Origin of the sequence: Crossiella cryophila, assembly GCF_014204915.1 — a bacterium.
In the GTDB taxonomy this organism is placed as follows: domain Bacteria; phylum Actinomycetota; class Actinomycetes; order Mycobacteriales; family Pseudonocardiaceae; genus Crossiella; species Crossiella cryophila.
The window spans coordinates 5,466,015-5,481,068 of record NZ_JACHMH010000001.1 but is presented as its reverse complement, the minus strand read 5'-3'; the positions used below and the strand labels follow the sequence as shown (position 1 = coordinate 5,481,068).

Sequence of the window (15,054 nt, the reverse complement as noted above, 5' to 3'; positions counted from 1 at the left end):
CTGGCCCAGCGACCTCAGCGCGAGCCGCTTCCCGAGCGTGCCCCTGGCCAACCGGCTCCCAGCGGTTCTACTGCTGCCCCTGTCTTCACCCAGACCCCAACACTTCAACGGCGGATCAGCGCCACCATCGAGAAGCCACTGGGCCGGAACGTCACAATGGCCCCACCGGAGGTGCGACCACCCGATCCCGCCGCACGAACAACACCAGCACCGCCGCCACCAAACAGGCCGCCGCCAAGGCATACAGCCCCCAGGTGACCTCCCCGGTGGCCTCCTTGATCAGGCCGAAGCCGTACGGGGCGACGAAACCGCCCAAATTACCCAGGGAGTTGACCACCGCGACCACCGAGGCGATCGCCACCGGGTGCACGTTGCCCTGCGGGATGGTCCAGAACAGTGGGCTGGCGCTCTTGAAGCCCATCGCGGCTACGCACAACAGCACCAGCGCGAACACCGGCGAGGCCACCGCCGCGAGGTAGGTCGCGATGGCGGCCACCACCAGGGCGGCGATCAGCAGGGGTTTGCTGCGGCCGGTGCGGTCGGAGGCGCGGCCGGTCAGGTACATCGCGACGATCGCGCAGATCCACGGTAGTGAGGACAGCAGGCCGACGGTGACGTCGTCGGCGCCGGAGATGCGATGCACGATGGTGGGCAGCCAGAAGGTGTTGGCGTAGATGGAGAGCTGGATGGCGAAGTAGATGAGGCAGAACAGCAGGATCTGCGGGTGCAGCAGCATCCGCCAGCGGGAGACCGGGCCGTCGGCGGTGGCTCGGCGGCCGGCGTCCTCCTGTTCGATCGCGTTGGATAGCGCTTTCTTCTCGTCCCCGGAAAGCCAGGTGGCGGTCTCGATGCTGGTGTCCAGCCTGCGGTAGGCGAACAGGCCGACCACCACCGACAGCGTGCCCTCCAGCACGAAAAGCCATTGCCAGCCGGGGATGCCGAGGAAGCCGTGCATGGCGAGCAGGGGTCCGGAGAGCGGGCCGGAGATGGCCGCGGCGATCGAGGAGCCCGCGACGAACAACGCCGTGGCGCGGCCGCGGTGGGAGGAGGGCAGCCAGCGGGAGAAGTAGTAGATGATCGCCGGGAAGAACCCGGCCTCGGCCGCGCCGAGCAGGAATCTGAGCAGGTAGAACGACATCGGGCCCTGCACGAACACCATGGCCGCGGACACCACGCCCCAGCTGACCATGATCCGGGTCAGCCAGATCTTGGGGCCGTAGCGTTCCATCAGCATGTTGCTCGGCAGCTCGAAGAGCGCGTAGGCGATGAAGAACAGCCCGGCGCCGAACCCGTAGGCGGCCGCGCCGAGACCGACATCGGCCTCCAGGTGCCGTTGCACGTAGCCGATGTTGCCGCGGTTGAGCTGGTTGCAGATCAGCATCACGATGAACAGCGGCACCACCCGCCGGAACACCTTGCCCACCGCGAGATCCAGAGGTCCGACCATCCCCGGACTCTAGGTACTGCCCGGGAGATCGGTAACCGTCATCAGTCGGGGAACAGTGCCCGCGGTGTGCTGGGCAGCCAGGCCGTGACCAGCAGGCCACCGGCCGGGCGGGCCGCCAGGTCCAGGGTCCCGTCGTGGGCGCGGACGATGCTGCGCACGATGGCCAGGCCGAGGCCGACGCCGACCTGGTCGTCGGTGCGCACGCGTTCGGTGCCGCGCTGGAAGGGTTCGGTGAGGGTCGGCACCAGTTCCGGCGCCAGCGGCCGGCCGGTGTTCGACACCCGCAGCACGCTCGCGCCGTGCCGCGATTCGGTGTGCACGGTGACGGTGCCGCCGACGGGCAGGTTGTAGACGATGGCGTTCTGCACCAGATTGGCCACCATCCGCAGCAGCAGCGCGGCCGACCCGGTGGTCGGGGCCGGATCGCCGGTGACCTCCAGGGTGATCTCGCGCCGTTCCGCCAGCGGCAGCAGGGTTTCGGCGACCTCCTCGGCGAGCAGCGACAGGTCGACGGGGTCGCGGGTGAAGCCGCCGCGGTCGCTGCGGCTGAGCAGCAGCAGCGCCTCGGTGAGGTCGATCGCCCGCTTGTTGGCGGTGTGCAGGCGGTCGATCAGCTCGCCCCGGTCCTGGCTGGGATCGGTGCGGGCGACCTCCAGGAGGGCCTGCGAGATCGCCAGCGGGGTGCGTAGTTCGTGCGAGGCGTTGGCTGCGAAGCGTTGCTGTTCGGCGACGTGGGATTCGAGCTGTTCGAGCATGGTGTCGAAGACGTCGGCGAGTTCGCGGAACTCGTCCTGGCGGCCGGGCAGCCGGATCCGGTGGGACAGCGAGCCGTTGGCGGCCAGCCGGGCCGCGTCGCCGATCCGGTTCAGCGGCGCGAGCATCCGCCCGGCCAGGAACCAGCCGCCCACCAGGCCGATCAGCAGCAGCACGACCATGGCCACCGCCACCGCCTCACCGAAGATGCGCGACAGCAGGTACCGGTTGGGGCTGATCCCGAGCAGGCCCTGCTCCTTGTTCGGCACGTGCCGCAGCAGGTACAGCCAGGCCACGGCGATCAGCACACTACCGGTGACCAGCACGACCCCGGCGTAGCTGACGGTGAGATTCAGCCGGGCGCTCGCGCCAGGACGCCTATCCACGGGCATCGCCGGTGTCGATCCGGTAGCCGACGCCGGAGACGGTGGCGATCAGCCAGGGTTCGCCGAGCCGCTTGCGCAACGCGGAGACGGTGATCCGCACGGCGTTGGTGAACGGGTCGGCGTGCTCGTCCCAGGCCCGCTCCAGCAGCTCCTCGGCGCTGACCACCCCGCCCTCGGCCGCGACCAGGACCTCCAGCACCGCGAACTGCTTGCGGGTGAGCGCGACGTAACGCCCGTCGCGGAAGACCTCGCGGCGGAACGGGTCCAGCCGCAGGCCGGCGATCTCGCGCACCGGCGGCCGGGCGTGCCCGCGCCTGCGGTCCAGGGCCCGCAACCGCAGCACCAGCTCCCGCAGCTCGAAGGGTTTGGTGAGGTAGTCGTCGGCGCCGAGCCCGAACCCGGACTCCTTGTCGTCCATCCGGTCGGCGGCGGTGAGCATGAGGATCGGGATACCGCTGCCGGAGGCCACGATCCGCCGGGCGACCTCGTCACCGGAGGGGCCGGGGATGTCGCGATCGAGCACCGCGAGGTCATAGGAGTTCACGCTGAGCAGCGCCAACGCGGTGTCGCCGTCGCCGGCGATGTCGGCCGCGATCGCCGCCAGCCGCAGCCCGTCCCGGACCGCCTCGGCCAGGTGCGGCTCGTCCTCCACGATCAGCACACGCATACCCGGAGCCTATGCAGCCTGGCAGATCGGCGACACCCGGACCTCGGATCTGGCGCGCCACCAGCGGCGGGAGATCAGCGCGGCCAGCACGGCTCCGGTGGCGTTGAGCAGCACATCGTCCACAGAGGACACCCGATCCAGCCACAGCACGTACTGGAGGATCTCGATCATCAGCGAGCTGCCTGCCGCGACCGCCAGCACCCGTCTGAGCGACCCCATCGCGAAGAACCGCATCGGGGCGCAGAACCCCAGCGCCGAGAAGACCAGCAGGTTGCCGATGATCTGGCCGGTGTCCATCTCCAGCAGGTCCTGCAACGGCACCAGGCTGGTCCGCCCCGGCACCAGACCGGCCTGGCTGCCCGGCGTCAGGGTCAGCACCACGAACGGCAGCGTCCCGTACACCAGGAAGACCTCGGCCACCGACCGCCGCCAGGCCCACCCCGTCGGCGTGCCGCCTGCCCGCCGGAACACGGCCAGCGCGCACACCACCAGCCCGGCCACCGGTAGCGCGAGCACCGTGCTCGCCACCAGGCCGGTCTCCGTGCCGATCCAGTCCTGCCACTTGTCGAGCACTCTTACTCCGCTTTCCTCAGAACGAGATTGTCTTGCCGTACCAACAGAAGTCAGGGCGGGCCCATGATCACGTTCTGCTCCAGCTCCAGGATCTCCCCCAGCGGGATGTCGTCATAGTTGCTGAGCACCACGCCGACCCAGCCGCTGTCCAGGTAGAGGTTGTAGTTGACGCTGGTGCCGGGGTTGGTGCCACCGCGCCCGGTCACCCACTGTCCTTTGTGGATCGACATCGGCATGGTGTAGTTCGTGAACGCCGGGAAATCGGGCGGCGGGCCACCGAACTTGCCCCGGCCGATCGGGAGCTTGGCCTGGGTCAGCAGATCCGCGTAGGCCTTCTGCAACACCGTGCCGTCGCGCAGCCCCTGGGCGAACCGGGCCAGGTCGGCCGCGGTGGCGAAGCCGCCGTTCCCGGCGTGGTCGATGAAGGCGCGGGCGTTGTTCTTACCCGGCTCGAACGGACTCAGGCCGCCCTTGTCCAGGTTCCGGACCGCGTCCACCCGGCTGCCGTCGGCCTGCCGCATGTAGGAGTGCGCGATGTGCGGCTCGGTGAGCCACTGCGTCCTGGTGAAGAACCCCGACCCGGTCATGCCCGCCCGCCGGAAGATGTGCTCGTGCACGTAGTCCCAGTAGGTCAGGCCGGTCACCGCCTCCACGATCTGCGCGGCGACTACCAGACTGCCTTCGGTCCGGTCGGAGTCCGAGCCGGGGGCGAATTCCAGCTTGCCCTGCCGGGCCCATCGCTCCCAGTACTCGTGCACCTCTTCCTTGCGGTGGAAGACGCGCTGCAGGTCGTGCGGCGGGTGGACCATCCCGGAGGTGCCGCTGAGCAGGTGGTGGACCTGTACCTGCTCCAGGATGCCGGTGGCGAAGCCCTTGAGGTGGGTGCCCACCGGCTCCCACAACCGCACCCGGCCCTGCTGCGCGAGCTGCAGGATGGCCACCGCGGCGAAGGGCTGCACCGCCGAACCGAGGTTGACCGCCACACCATCGTGGTTGCGGATGCCCTTTTCCTTGTCCGCCATGCCATAACTGCGCGAGAGCACCGTCCGCCCCCGGTAGGACAGCAGCACCGTCCCGCAGAACTTGTCCTCAGCGGCCAGCTTCGCCACGAACCGGTCGTAGGCCCCGCCGGGCAGGGTGTCCGGCGGCAGCCGGTCCTGCCGGGAGGACTCCTCCGGCGCCGCGTGTCCCAGCCCGGCGCCCGCCAGCGGCGCCCCGGCCACCACACCGGCCGCCAGCCCGCCCCAGCCGAGCAGCCGCCGCCGGTCGATGGCACCTGCGGAATCCGAGTTCATCCCCACGGTCCTCTCCTGGCCGGCGCACCGACCGTTGTCGCTGATCGGCTCCACTGAAGTCCTCGGACTGTTGTCAGGGCGTATGCGGTTTTCGATACGCCCGCGATACATCCCGCCCCACCGCGAAAGACCCGGCCCCATGGCGGACATATGCCCTCCGAGGAGCAGTCCGTCCTAAGGAGAAGCCCCCGTTGAGACACCACCGCCCGCGGGCCGTGCTCGGCCTCGCGCTGAGCACGGTCCTCGCCCTCGTGGTCGGGACACCCGCCGCCGCGACCACGGCCCCCACCAGCCCGCCCTCCGCCACCGGCAACGCCGCTGGTGGCCACTGGATCACCCTGGTCACCGGTGACCGGGTACGCACCGACGGCCAGGGCCGACCAACGCAGTTCCGGCCAGCGCCGGGCCGGGAACGCATCCCCGTCACCGTCCGCTCGGTCGGTACGCACGTCTACGCGGTGCCAGCCGACGCCGAGGTGATGATCGCCGAGGGCAAGCTCGACCGGCGGTTGTTCGACCTGGCGCTGTTGAGCCGTCCCGAGTACACCGCACGCAAGGGCCTCGGGCTGCTGGTGTCCGCCCAGGGCGGGGCGCCCGGGTGGCGGCGGAGTGGCGCGGAGGTGACCCGGTCGTTCCCGCGGATCGGGGCCGAGGCGGTGACGGTGGCCGCTGATCGCGCCGGCAGCATGTGGGAAGCGCTTACCGTCGGTAGTGCCAAGGAGCGTCGGCCCGCGCCGGGCGTGAGCACGATCTGGCTGGACGCGGTGCATCGGGCCGCGCTGGATCGCAGTACCGGGCAGATCGGTGCGCCCGCGGCCTGGCAGGCCGGGCTGGACGGCAAGGGCGTCAAGATCGCGGTGCTGGACACCGGGGTGGACCAGACCCACCCGGACCTGGCGACACAGGAGATCGCGGAGCAGAACTTCACGCCCGCGCCGGACAACAAGGACCGGGTTGGGCATGGCACGCACGTGGCTTCGATCGCCGCGGGTAGTGGGGCCAGGTCCGGGGGGAAGTACAAGGGTGTGGCGCCCGGTGCGCGGATCCTGGACGGCAAGGTGCTCGGGGATGACGGCTCGGGGGCGGAGTCCGGGATCCTGGCCGGGATCGAGTGGGCGGTGCAGCAGCAGGCGGACATCGTCAACCTGAGCCTGGGCGGCCAGGACAGCCCGCTGCTGGACCCGATGGAGATCCTGATCAACAAGGTGTCCGAGCAGACCGGCACGCTGTTCGTGATCGCCGCGGGCAATGACGGGCCTGACTCGGTCGGCTCGCCCGGCAGTGCGCAGGCCGCGCTGACCGTGGGTGCGGTGGACCGTGGCGACAAGCTCGCCGGTTTCTCCAGCACCGGGCCGCGCAACGGCGATGGCGCGATCAAGCCCGACCTCACCGCACCCGGGGTGGCCATCGGCGCGGCGGCCGCGGCGGGCAGCAGGCTGGGTGCGTCCCGGCCCAGGCCCGCCGAGGGCTACATCTCCCTGGACGGCACCTCGATGGCCACCCCGCACGTGGCCGGGGCCGCGGCGATCCTGGCCCAGCGGCACCCGGACTGGCGGGGTGAGCAGCTCAAGGCCGCGTTGATGTCGGCGGCGAAACCCGGTGCGCACAACCCGTTCGAGCAAGGCGCGGGCCGGGTGGACGTGGCCAAGGCGATCACCCAGACCGTGTCCGCGGACAGCTCGCTGTCCTTCGGCACCGCGTTGTGGCCGCACGGCGACGACACGCCGATCAAGCGGGATCTGGTCTACCGCAACAGCAGCGACCAGCCGATCACGCTCTCACTCAGCGCAGAGGGCAAGGGCCCCAACGGTTCTGCCGCACCGCAGGGCTTCTTTACCCTGGGCCATCAGACGCTGACCGTGCCCGCCCGCGGCACCGCGGGCACCTCGCTCACCGCCGACACCAGGCTGGGCGGGGACGACGTGGGCACCTTCAGCGCCTACGTCACCGCCACCGGCGGCGGCCAGTCCGTCAGCACCCCGGCCGCGGTCACCCGCGAACCCGAGCGGTACAGCGTCACGATCAAGGCCATCGACCGCAAGGGGCAGCCCGCCGCGGACTGGCGGGCCGAACTGCAGGGCGTCACCGGGGAGGGCAAGGGCTCCTACCACCAGCTCGGCACCGGTCTGGAAACCCTGCGGCTGCCCAAGGGCCGCTACCTGATCACCGGGCGGAGCTGGGTCGGCCCGGAGCAGCCGGACGCCAACTACAACTGGTTCAACGGCGGCAACATCGAGGTCGGCGCGGACACCACGCTCACCCTGGACGCCCGCCAGGCCAAGCCGGTGGACATCCGGCTGCCCGATCGCGAGGCCGTGCAACGGCATTCCTACATCCGAGTGGGTCACAAGACGCCGGGCATGGAGTACGGATTCGGGTTGCTGGGTCTGCCGTTCAACGTGCTGCACACCGCGCACGTCGGTCCGGCGGGCAAGGCGGGTGAGACCGAGGAGCTGCTCGTCGGCGCCTACGCCGGGACCGCCGAACGCACCGAGTTCCACCTGATCGACCAGTCCAGCACGCTCACCAGTTTCTGGACCGGCTACCGCAAGCACCTGACGAACCGGGACCTGGTCACCGTCACCGCCGCGGCCGGTGGCACCGCGCCGGATCGCACCGGCTTCCTGTTCGCCAACGCCGCCACCGGCGACAGCACGGTGATCGCCGGCGCCTTCGGTTACGCCCTCCCGCACACCCGGACGATGCACCTGTACTCGCCAAGGCAGGAATGGGGTTTCCGCTTCGAGCAGGACCACGGCAACACCACCGAGGCAGCCTGGGAAACGGAGGACGAGGTGCTCAAGCCGGGCCGCACCCACCAGAAGACGTTCAACACCGGCGTGTTCGGCCCAGCCCTGCCCGAACAACGCCGGGCCGGGCTGTTCCGGGACGGCGACATCCTGCTCGGCGGCCTGCCGTTCTTCGCCGACGGCCAGGGCCGCACCGGCGGTTCGGTCGTCGACTCCGGCTCGACCGTGCTCAAGCGGGACGGCCAGGTGATCGGCTCCACCGACCGCCCACTGGACCCGGAGACCTTCTTCTCCCTGCCCTCGACAGCAGGCCGATACGAGTTCAGCACCACCGCCAACCGCAAGGACCTGGCCACGATCAGCACCTCGGTGACCACCACCTGGGGCTTCACCTCGGCGCACACCGAGGGCCTGACCAGGGTGCCGGTCTCGATGGTCCGGTTCACCCCGGCGCTCGGCCTGGACGGCACGCTGCCCGCGCACTCCTGGCAGCGGGTGCCGCTGACCGTGCAGGGCGCGGCAGCCGGTGACCAGCTCAAGTCACTGACCGCGGCCGTCTCCTACGACCGGGGCACCACCTGGGAGCAGGCCTGGGTCGCGGGCGGGGCGGTGTTCCTGGTCAACCCGGCCAAGGGCAGGAGCGTGTCACTGCGGGCCACCGCGGTGGGCAAGGGCGGGGACACGGTCACCCAGACCGTGCTCGACGCGTATCTGACCAGGTAGCGCGGGGAAGAACACGAGGCGCCCTGCCGACTCCCCACGGCCGGGCGCCTCGTGCTGTTCAGCGGTCATGCGGAAGTCATCGATTCTCGGTGCTCATTTGTACTGTCCGGCCAATTGCGGATCGCCATAGTGTTCGCACAGTCACTCAAGGTGAGAAGCAGAAAGCCAATCGTGCACACCGCAGGAAAGGACTCCTCGTGAATCTGCCCAGGTTCATCCGCTCGACGTCGGTGGTCGCTGTCGTCACGACGGCGATCGTCCTGTCCCTCACCTCCGCGGCCAGCGCTTCCAGCGCGTTGTACTGCCCGCCGGGCCTGACCCTCGACACCTCCAGCATCACGCACAATCAGGGAGTTCCGTGGACCACCACCTATACCTGCAAGAACTCTGACGGCTCAATCAGCGCAGTGAACACTGTTTCCGGCTATCACTGAGAAATCCCGCTCGTGGTGTCCTGGGCCCCGTTTCACGGCGGGGCCCAGGACACCATGTGTTCAGCGACCCGGAAACGCCTGGTCGTACAACGCTCGCAGCTCGTCATCCGCCGGACCGCTGTACCCGCAGCCCATCACCTGCCGGTCCGCGGCCGCGACCAGGTAGGTCTGACCAGGCTCCGGCGCCAGTCCGGCCAGGATCGCCGAACTGGCCGCGCCGGCGTTGCGGACCTCGGCGAGGTCGGTCTCCGCGCCGGTCCAGGTCCGCTTGACCTGCAACGTGACCAGGTTGTCCACCACCCGCAGCACGGTGCCCTCGAAGGCCAGTCCGGCGGTGGTGGCCAGGTGCTGGGCCTCGGGTTTGGGGCAGCGGCCGCCGGTGTTGTCCTCGCGGTCGGTCAGCGCGTTCACCGTGGTCTTGCCGCCCGGCGGCGGCGAGGTGGTCGCCAGTGGCGGGCTGGTGGAGTGTGGGGTGCCGGTGCCAGAGGGCGGCCGGCCGGTGGGGCTCGGCTGGGTCGCGCTGCTGTCCGGCACGCCCGTGGCCGTGCCCGGGAACGTGCCCGTGACCGGTCCCGGCCGCCCGCTCGCGGTGGGCAGGGCGATGAGTGGACCGGGGCCGGGTTCGGTGCCGCCGCTGCCACCGCTGGTCAGGGCGATCACCACGACCGTCGTCGCGACCAGGGCGCCGGCGCTGATGAGCACCAGCGGACGTCGGAGGAAGGGCGGGCGGGGTGTGCGGACCTCGAACGCGGCGGTGCTGGCGTCGGCGAGCAGGCGCCGGGTCTGCTCGGGTGGCAGGGGGCGCAGGCCGGCTGCCGGGTCGGCGCGGCGCAGCCGGTCGCGCAGGTTGTCCTCGGTCATGGCCGCTCCACTTCCGCCTGCGCCCGCTCGTGCTCGGGCAGCATGGACCTCAGCTTCTGCCGTGCCCGGTGCAGGCGGATGCTGACCGCGTTCGGGCTCAGCCCCACCACCAGGGCGATCTCGGCCGGGCCGAGTTCCTCCCAGGCCCACAGCCGCACCAGTTCGGCGTCCACCGCGGACAGCCTGGCCAGTGCGGCGGCCAGTTCCGGATCCGGATCCGACCCGGCCGGCGGCGGCTCGGGCGGGGCCTGCTCCGGCGGCCTGGCCAGCTGCCAGATCCGCACCAGTAGCCGGTCCTGCCTGCGGCGCGCCCGCTCGGCGTTGGCCAGGCAGTTCCGCGCCACGGCGTAGGCCCAGGCCAGCGGCTCGACCGGGAGTTCGGCCCGCCGCCGCCAGCAGACCAGCAGGGTCTCGGACAGCACGTCGTCCGCGGTCGCCGGATCCGTCCGCCGGGCCAGATACCGCCGCAACGGCTCGATCAGCCCCTGCGCGACCGCCTCGAACCCGGCCTGGCGCGGCTCCACGTCCACCTGCTCCACCCTGGGATATGTCCGGCTGCGCACCCAGTCTTTCAGGGACGCCTCAGCGAGTCGGGCCAGGCTCCGGGGGCAGGCCAGGAGTCCTCGACCAGGCGGCGCAGCCGGTGCAGCGAGGGGCTGGCCGCCCGGTCCGGCGGGTGCACGATCAGGTCGCGGATGGCGTAGGCCAGGGTGTACAGCCGCAGCCGGGCCGCGGGGTGCGGTCCGGTGAAGGCCGCCGGGTAATCCTGTTCAAGCCAATGCAGCACCCTCGGATGGGTGTCGGTCCCGACCAGGTGGTCGGTGTCGGCGCGTTCGCAGAGGCGTTGCAGGTCCAGCAGCGGCGGCCCGAACCGCACCCACTCCAGGTCCAGCACGGTCAGCTCACCGGAGTCGGACCACAGCAGGTTGCCCAGCTGGAGATCGCCGTGCATCAGCCCGTGCGCCGCCGGATCGTCGACCGGCTGGCCCAGCGGTGCGAGCTGGTGCAGCAGCCCGGCGGCGGCGCGGAGCAGGCCGGGGTCGACCTGCGGCAGGCCGGTGGCGTGCTCGGCCAGCTCGGCCGCACGCGCCACCGGCAGCGGGGTGAGGTCGGCGCCGAGCAGGCCGGTGATCCGGTTCTCCGGGCGGTAGGGGCGGTCCAGCAGCAGTGCGGTGAGATCCGGCGGTGGTGTCCACTCGTGCAGTTCCCGCAGCATGGCGGCGAGCTGGGACACCGCCGACCGGCGTTGCCCGGTGCTCAGCGCGGGCCAGCACTCGTCGAGCGGGCGGCCGGGCACCAGGCGGGTCAGCGAGTAGGCGAGCTGAGCCCCGTGGATGAACAGCGTGCCGTGGTCCAGGACCTCCGGGCGGCGGATCGTGGCGGGCAGCTCCCTGGTCACGGCGACCTCGCGGCCGATCCGGGCGACGTCGCCGCGCCAGGACACCCGCAGCACCACCGGGCCGCGGTGCTCGTCCTCGATCGACCAGGTGTCGTTGGAGTGACTGAGGATCCGCCGGGGTGGCGCGAGTGGCCGCAGTCCGGCGGTGGCGCACACGTGGTCGAGGCGGGCATCCTGCGGCGGGACGGTCACCGGCTGATCCTCGCACCCGGCCTCAGTCCTTGAGGAAGCGCGACAACTCCGCGATGACGAACCCCGGGTTCTCCTCCACCAGCCAGTGCCCGGCCTGGGGCACGTCCACCGCGCGCACGATGTTGGTCAGTCGTGGCGCGGCCGTGGCCTTGATCGCCTCGGCCTGGCCCTGCGCCGCCAGGACCAGCGCCGGGACCCGCACCGGCGCGGCCGCCACGGTGTCGCGGACATCCTGGTCCAGGCTGCGGTACAGCTCGAAGCCGCCGGAGAGGGCCCCGGGACGGCGGTAGGTGCGGGCGTACTCGGTGATCTCGTTGTCGCTGAACGGGGATCGGTCGCTGGTGCCGCCGAAAGCCGTGCCACCAAAGGAGACCTGGGGGTAGAACAGGGCCAGGTACTCGCGGACGTTGTCCCCCACCACGGCCTCCGGCACGCGGCGCTGGGAGTGGAAGGCGATGTGCCAGCTCAATGATCGGTAGGTGGCGGCGTTGATGCCGGGGCCGGGCAGCGGCAGGTCGAGGTAGCCGAGCTGTTTGGTGTCGGCAGGAAATTGGGCGGCGTACTGGAAGGCCACCGCCGCGCCCAGGTCGTGGCCGATGACGCGGGCGTCGCGGATGCCGAGGCGGTCGGCGATCAGGGTGTGCACGTACCGGGCCAGGGTGGCCTTGTCGTAGCCGGTCGGGGTGCCGGTGCTGTCGCCGAGTCCTGGCAGGTCGATGGCGTAGACGGTGTGGTTCTCGGCCAGTGCGGGCATGATCGGCCACCAGCCGAACCAGGTCTGCGGCCAGCCGTGCAGCAGCACCACCGGGGTGCCGCGGCCGCCGGTGACGTAGTGCATCCGGACGCCGTCGACCTCGGCGAACTCGTGCCGGAAGGTCTTGGCGAAGGCCGGATCGCCGTGGGTGGCGGTGGCGTGCGCGGGAATCTCGGCGGCGGGCGGTGTGGTGCAGGCGGCGGTGCCGATCAGCAGGGCCAGGGCGGTGGCGGCGATCCGGCGGGCGGGGCGGCGGGTTGCGGTGATCATGGCGTCCTGTCCTGGGGGTGGCGGGCGGTGACGCGGCCAGTCTCGCCAGGGGTTGCCGGAACTGGCACGGATTCTTGCCGTTCTGGCAACCTGGGGCCATGGACGACGATCTGGATCAGGTGCTCGACGCGGTCGGCCCCCGCCTGCGCGCGCTGCGCACGGCCCGCGGTCTCACCCTGGCCGAACTCGCCGCGGGGACCGGGATCTCGGAGAGCACACTGTCCAGATTGGAGGGTGGGCAGCGCAAGGCGACCCTGGAACTGTTGCTGCCACTGGCCCGCGTCCACGACGTGCCGCTGGACGACCTGGTCGGCGCGCCACGCACCGGCGATCCGCGGATCCACCTCAAGCCGATCCGGAAGTTCGGCCTGACCTTCGTGCCGCTGTCCCGGCGGCCGGGCGGGGTGCAGGCGTTCAAGATGCTCATCCCGGCCCTGCCCGAACCGGCCGAACCCACCCCGCAGACCCACCCCGGCTTCGAGTGGCTCTACGTGCTCAACGGCCGGCTGCGCCTGGTCCTCGGCGACCGCGATCTGACCCTGCCCGCCGGCGAGGCGGCCGAGTTCGACACCTCCGCGCCGCACTGGCTGGGCAGTGCCGACGGCGCGGCGGTCGAGGTGCTGGTGCTGTTCGACCCGCAGGGCGTGCGGGCGCACGTGCGGACCACGCCGGAGCGCTAGCACAGGGTTACGCTACAACATGTAGCTAAATTAGCCCGATTGGCGTATTCCCTGCCACCGTCGACTCGGATAGCGTCTTTTTCCAGGGGGGCAATTCCGGGACCAAATCCCGCAGAGGGGAAAACATTCGAGCAATTCCGCACACCTGACTTCACGCTGGGCGAAAATCGCCATGCAGGTTGCCGCTGTTGTCGGCATCGCTTTTGCCGGGGACGTCATCGCGGCTCCGACCTGCACCGGGACCAACCTGAACCGCGGTGGCCCGATCTTCTTCATTCGAAACTCCTTACCTCTTAGGGGATAGATTTATGAAAATCAGTTCGCGCTGGTCGAAAATGACCAAAAAGGCCACCGCAATCGTCGGACTGGCCATTGCCGGCGGCCTCCTCGCGGCCAGCCCGGTCAGCGCCGCGCCCGCTCCCGCCGCATCGGCGCCCACCTCGCCGGTCACCACCGCGGGTGCGCTGAACTGGGTCTGCGCCGGCTCGTCGATCCCGGCGAACCACGTCATCACCATCGTCGGCAACGGGTGCAGCGGGCTCGGCAACTGGTTCGTGGTGCCCGTGAATCCGACCGGCATGTGGGTTTGCCAGATCTCGCCCATCCCGCCGGGCTACGTGATCAGCCTCTCCGCGCCCGCCTCGAACTGCGGCGCCTTCGCCGGCCGCTACTTCATCCGGCCCGCCTGATCGTCAAACCGAGTTGCGCCCGGCCGGAGACTGATACCAGGTCCGGCCGGGCCGTCTTGCCAGGGGGAACACGGAGATCAGCGCATGGGTGCGATGGACGCGGTGGCGAGCCGGGTCGCCGGTGGGGCCACCGTGACCTTCCGGCCCAGCGGCTCCTCGATGGTGCCGCTGATCCGCAGCAAGCAGCAGGTGGTCGTCGCCCCGGTCGACCCGGCGAAGGTGGAGGTCGGCGACATCGTGCTGGCCAGGGTCACCGGCACGGTCTACCTGCACCTGGTCTCGGCGGTGGATTTACCCCGCAAGCGGGTGCAGATCAGCAACAACCGGGGCCGGATCAACGGCTGGACCAGCCACGATCGCGTCTTCGGCATCTGCGTCGAGGTTGAGGGCGTCGCCAGGTCCGGCGCCGCGGGCAAGACCCGCACGGACGGCCCGGCTACAGCTGCTGGCGGCGCACCATCTCGTTGATCCAGCTCGGCGCGAACGGCGAGGTGCAGTTCGGCGGCGTCGGGTAGTCCTTGAGCACCTCCAGGCGCTCGCCGATGTCCAGGGCGCGGGCGCGGTGCTCGGGGTGTTCGATGCCGATCTGGGCCAGGCAGTGGTTCATCGCCCACTGCAGGCGTTCCGGGGCGTCCTTCATCTGGGCTTCGATCAGGTCGAGCAGCCCCGGCAGGTCCAGGCCCTCGGGCTTCTTGACCACGCGTTCGCTGGTCAGCGCCCAGCCCGCGCTGGCGATCACCGGGTCCGGGTCGGCGAACCAGGTCAGCCGCAGCTCCTCGGCGTGCGGGCCCTTCTTCACCACGTAGTTGACCAGCCAGTCGTGCACCTTGGGCCGCCGCGCCTCGCGCAGCATGCGGTCCAGCTCGTCCCGCTCGAACGCCTTGGGGCGGCAGATCAGCAGGGCGAGCAGCCGGGCCGGGGTCTCCCCCGTCGCCCACAGCTGGCGGGCGAGGTCCTGCTGGGTCTTGAGCCGTTTCGCGATCGCGCGCAGCTTGCCCAGGTTCACCCCGTGGTCGTCGCCGTGCTTCTCGTTGACCGCGCGGGCCTTCGGGTCCTCCAGCGCGGCCAGTTCGGCCAGCAGCTCGGGCACGGTGGTCCCGGCCAGGGTGGTCTCGGCCATCACGCTCTCCCTCGTCCGTCCCGGATGCGGCCCAGCCTACGAGCTGGCGGCGCGCGGCGCG

Annotated in this window: 15 protein-coding genes; 5 read left to right on the top strand and 10 right to left on the bottom strand. The window is 70.8% G+C overall.

The genetic code is table 11. The features are described from left to right. Nucleotides 1–151: 151 nt before the first annotated feature. Genes HNR67_RS24040 through HNR67_RS24020 form a run of 5 tightly spaced genes read right to left on the bottom strand, consistent with a single transcriptional unit; the run spans nt 152 to nt 5,121 of the window. Nucleotides 152–1,447 carry an MFS transporter gene (locus tag HNR67_RS24040; protein ID WP_185004496.1) on the bottom strand — a complete coding sequence of 432 codons (1,296 nt, stop codon included), beginning with the start codon at nt 1,445–1,447 and terminating at the stop codon, nt 152–154. A 41-nt stretch (nt 1,448–1,488) separates the two neighbouring features. Next, on the bottom strand, nt 1,489–2,586 hold the full coding sequence (locus HNR67_RS24035) for a sensor histidine kinase (protein ID WP_185011024.1): 1,098 nt from the start codon (nt 2,584–2,586) through the stop codon (nt 1,489–1,491). Continuing rightward, complete coding sequence (locus HNR67_RS24030; RefSeq protein ID WP_185004495.1) at nt 2,579–3,253, bottom strand: response regulator transcription factor; 675 nt, start codon at nt 3,251–3,253, stop codon at nt 2,579–2,581. The genes HNR67_RS24035 and HNR67_RS24030 overlap by 8 nt, the downstream gene beginning before the upstream one ends. 9 nt (nt 3,254–3,262) lie before the next feature. Continuing rightward, nucleotides 3,263–3,826: a VanZ family protein gene (locus tag HNR67_RS24025; RefSeq protein ID WP_185004494.1), complete on the bottom strand. Its 564-nt coding sequence runs from the start codon at nt 3,824–3,826 to the stop codon at nt 3,263–3,265. 50 nt (nt 3,827–3,876) lie between these two features. Further along, the gene (locus HNR67_RS24020) at nt 3,877–5,121 is read right to left on the bottom strand and encodes a serine hydrolase domain-containing protein (RefSeq protein ID WP_185004493.1); all 1,245 of its coding nucleotides are present in this window, start codon (nt 5,119–5,121) and stop codon (nt 3,877–3,879) included. 191 nt (nt 5,122–5,312) lie between these two features. Between HNR67_RS24020 and HNR67_RS24015 the strand changes: the two genes are divergently transcribed. Together HNR67_RS24015 and HNR67_RS24010 are read left to right on the top strand one after the other, a co-directional pair. Continuing rightward, nucleotides 5,313–8,594 (top strand): S8 family peptidase, encoded by a 3,282-nt coding sequence (locus HNR67_RS24015; RefSeq protein WP_185004492.1) that lies wholly within the window; start codon nt 5,313–5,315, stop codon nt 8,592–8,594. Between the two features lie 197 nt (nt 8,595–8,791). After that, nucleotides 8,792–9,028 (top strand): hypothetical protein, encoded by a 237-nt coding sequence (locus HNR67_RS24010; RefSeq protein ID WP_185004491.1) that lies wholly within the window; start codon nt 8,792–8,794, stop codon nt 9,026–9,028. A gap of 60 nt (nt 9,029–9,088) precedes the next feature. Here the strand turns inward: HNR67_RS24010 and HNR67_RS24005 are convergent, their stop codons facing one another. From HNR67_RS24005 to HNR67_RS23990, 4 genes are read right to left on the bottom strand one after another with little or no spacing between them, the layout of a single operon-like run. Next, nucleotides 9,089–9,889 (bottom strand): hypothetical protein, encoded by an 801-nt coding sequence (locus tag HNR67_RS24005; protein ID WP_185004490.1) that lies wholly within the window; start codon nt 9,887–9,889, stop codon nt 9,089–9,091. Continuing rightward, nucleotides 9,886–10,419, bottom strand: a complete 534-nt coding sequence (locus HNR67_RS24000) for an RNA polymerase sigma factor (RefSeq protein ID WP_221490024.1) — start codon at nt 10,417–10,419, stop codon at nt 9,886–9,888. Before HNR67_RS24000 ends, HNR67_RS24005 begins: the two co-directional genes overlap by 4 nt. Nucleotides 10,420–10,460: 41 nt before the next feature. Further along, nucleotides 10,461–11,480 (bottom strand): phosphotransferase family protein, encoded by a 1,020-nt coding sequence (locus HNR67_RS23995; RefSeq protein ID WP_185004489.1) that lies wholly within the window; start codon nt 11,478–11,480, stop codon nt 10,461–10,463. 22 nt (nt 11,481–11,502) lie between these two features. After that, the gene (locus HNR67_RS23990) at nt 11,503–12,504 is read right to left on the bottom strand and encodes an alpha/beta fold hydrolase (RefSeq protein WP_185004488.1); all 1,002 of its coding nucleotides are present in this window, start codon (nt 12,502–12,504) and stop codon (nt 11,503–11,505) included. Nucleotides 12,505–12,602: 98 nt separating this feature from the next. On the opposite strand from HNR67_RS23990, the gene HNR67_RS23985 reads away from it, so the two are divergent. The 3 genes from HNR67_RS23985 (at nt 12,603) to HNR67_RS23975 (ending at nt 14,341) form a co-directional block, all read left to right on the top strand. After that, complete coding sequence (locus tag HNR67_RS23985) at nt 12,603–13,184, top strand: helix-turn-helix domain-containing protein (protein ID WP_185004487.1); 582 nt, start codon at nt 12,603–12,605, stop codon at nt 13,182–13,184. Between the two features lie 308 nt (nt 13,185–13,492). Beyond that, on the top strand, nt 13,493–13,873 hold the full coding sequence (locus HNR67_RS23980; protein WP_185004486.1) for a hypothetical protein: 381 nt from the start codon (nt 13,493–13,495) through the stop codon (nt 13,871–13,873). 84 nt (nt 13,874–13,957) lie between these two features. After that, nucleotides 13,958–14,341: a S24/S26 family peptidase gene (locus HNR67_RS23975; protein ID WP_185004485.1), complete on the top strand. Its 384-nt coding sequence runs from the start codon at nt 13,958–13,960 to the stop codon at nt 14,339–14,341. On the opposite strand, the gene HNR67_RS23970 is transcribed toward HNR67_RS23975, so the two are convergent. Continuing rightward, nucleotides 14,310–14,993: a DNA alkylation repair protein gene (locus HNR67_RS23970; RefSeq protein WP_185004484.1), complete on the bottom strand. Its 684-nt coding sequence runs from the start codon at nt 14,991–14,993 to the stop codon at nt 14,310–14,312. The two genes, HNR67_RS23975 and HNR67_RS23970, sit on opposite strands and share 32 nt — an antisense overlap. Between the last annotated feature and the right edge of the window lie 61 nt (nt 14,994–15,054).

What these genes read in the sequence shown, in the direction of transcription:
- HNR67_RS23975 (WP_185004485.1), top strand. Translation starts at nt 13,958, where the DNA reads ATGGGTGCGATGGACGCGGTGGCGAGCCGGGTCGCCGGTGGGGCCACC.
- HNR67_RS23980 (WP_185004486.1), top strand. Translation starts at nt 13,493, where the DNA reads ATGAAAATCAGTTCGCGCTGGTCGAAAATGACCAAAAAGGCCACCGCA.
- HNR67_RS24040 (WP_185004496.1), bottom strand. Translation starts at nt 1,447, where the DNA reads ATGGTCGGACCTCTGGATCTCGCGGTGGGCAAGGTGTTCCGGCGGGTG.
- HNR67_RS24020 (WP_185004493.1), bottom strand. Translation starts at nt 5,121, where the DNA reads ATGAACTCGGATTCCGCAGGTGCCATCGACCGGCGGCGGCTGCTCGGC.
- HNR67_RS24030 (WP_185004495.1), bottom strand. Translation starts at nt 3,253, where the DNA reads ATGCGTGTGCTGATCGTGGAGGACGAGCCGCACCTGGCCGAGGCGGTC.
- HNR67_RS23970 (WP_185004484.1), bottom strand. Translation starts at nt 14,993, where the DNA reads ATGGCCGAGACCACCCTGGCCGGGACCACCGTGCCCGAGCTGCTGGCC.
- HNR67_RS23985 (WP_185004487.1), top strand. Translation starts at nt 12,603, where the DNA reads ATGGACGACGATCTGGATCAGGTGCTCGACGCGGTCGGCCCCCGCCTG.
- HNR67_RS23990 (WP_185004488.1), bottom strand. Translation starts at nt 12,504, where the DNA reads ATGATCACCGCAACCCGCCGCCCCGCCCGCCGGATCGCCGCCACCGCC.
- HNR67_RS24005 (WP_185004490.1), bottom strand. Translation starts at nt 9,889, where the DNA reads ATGACCGAGGACAACCTGCGCGACCGGCTGCGCCGCGCCGACCCGGCA.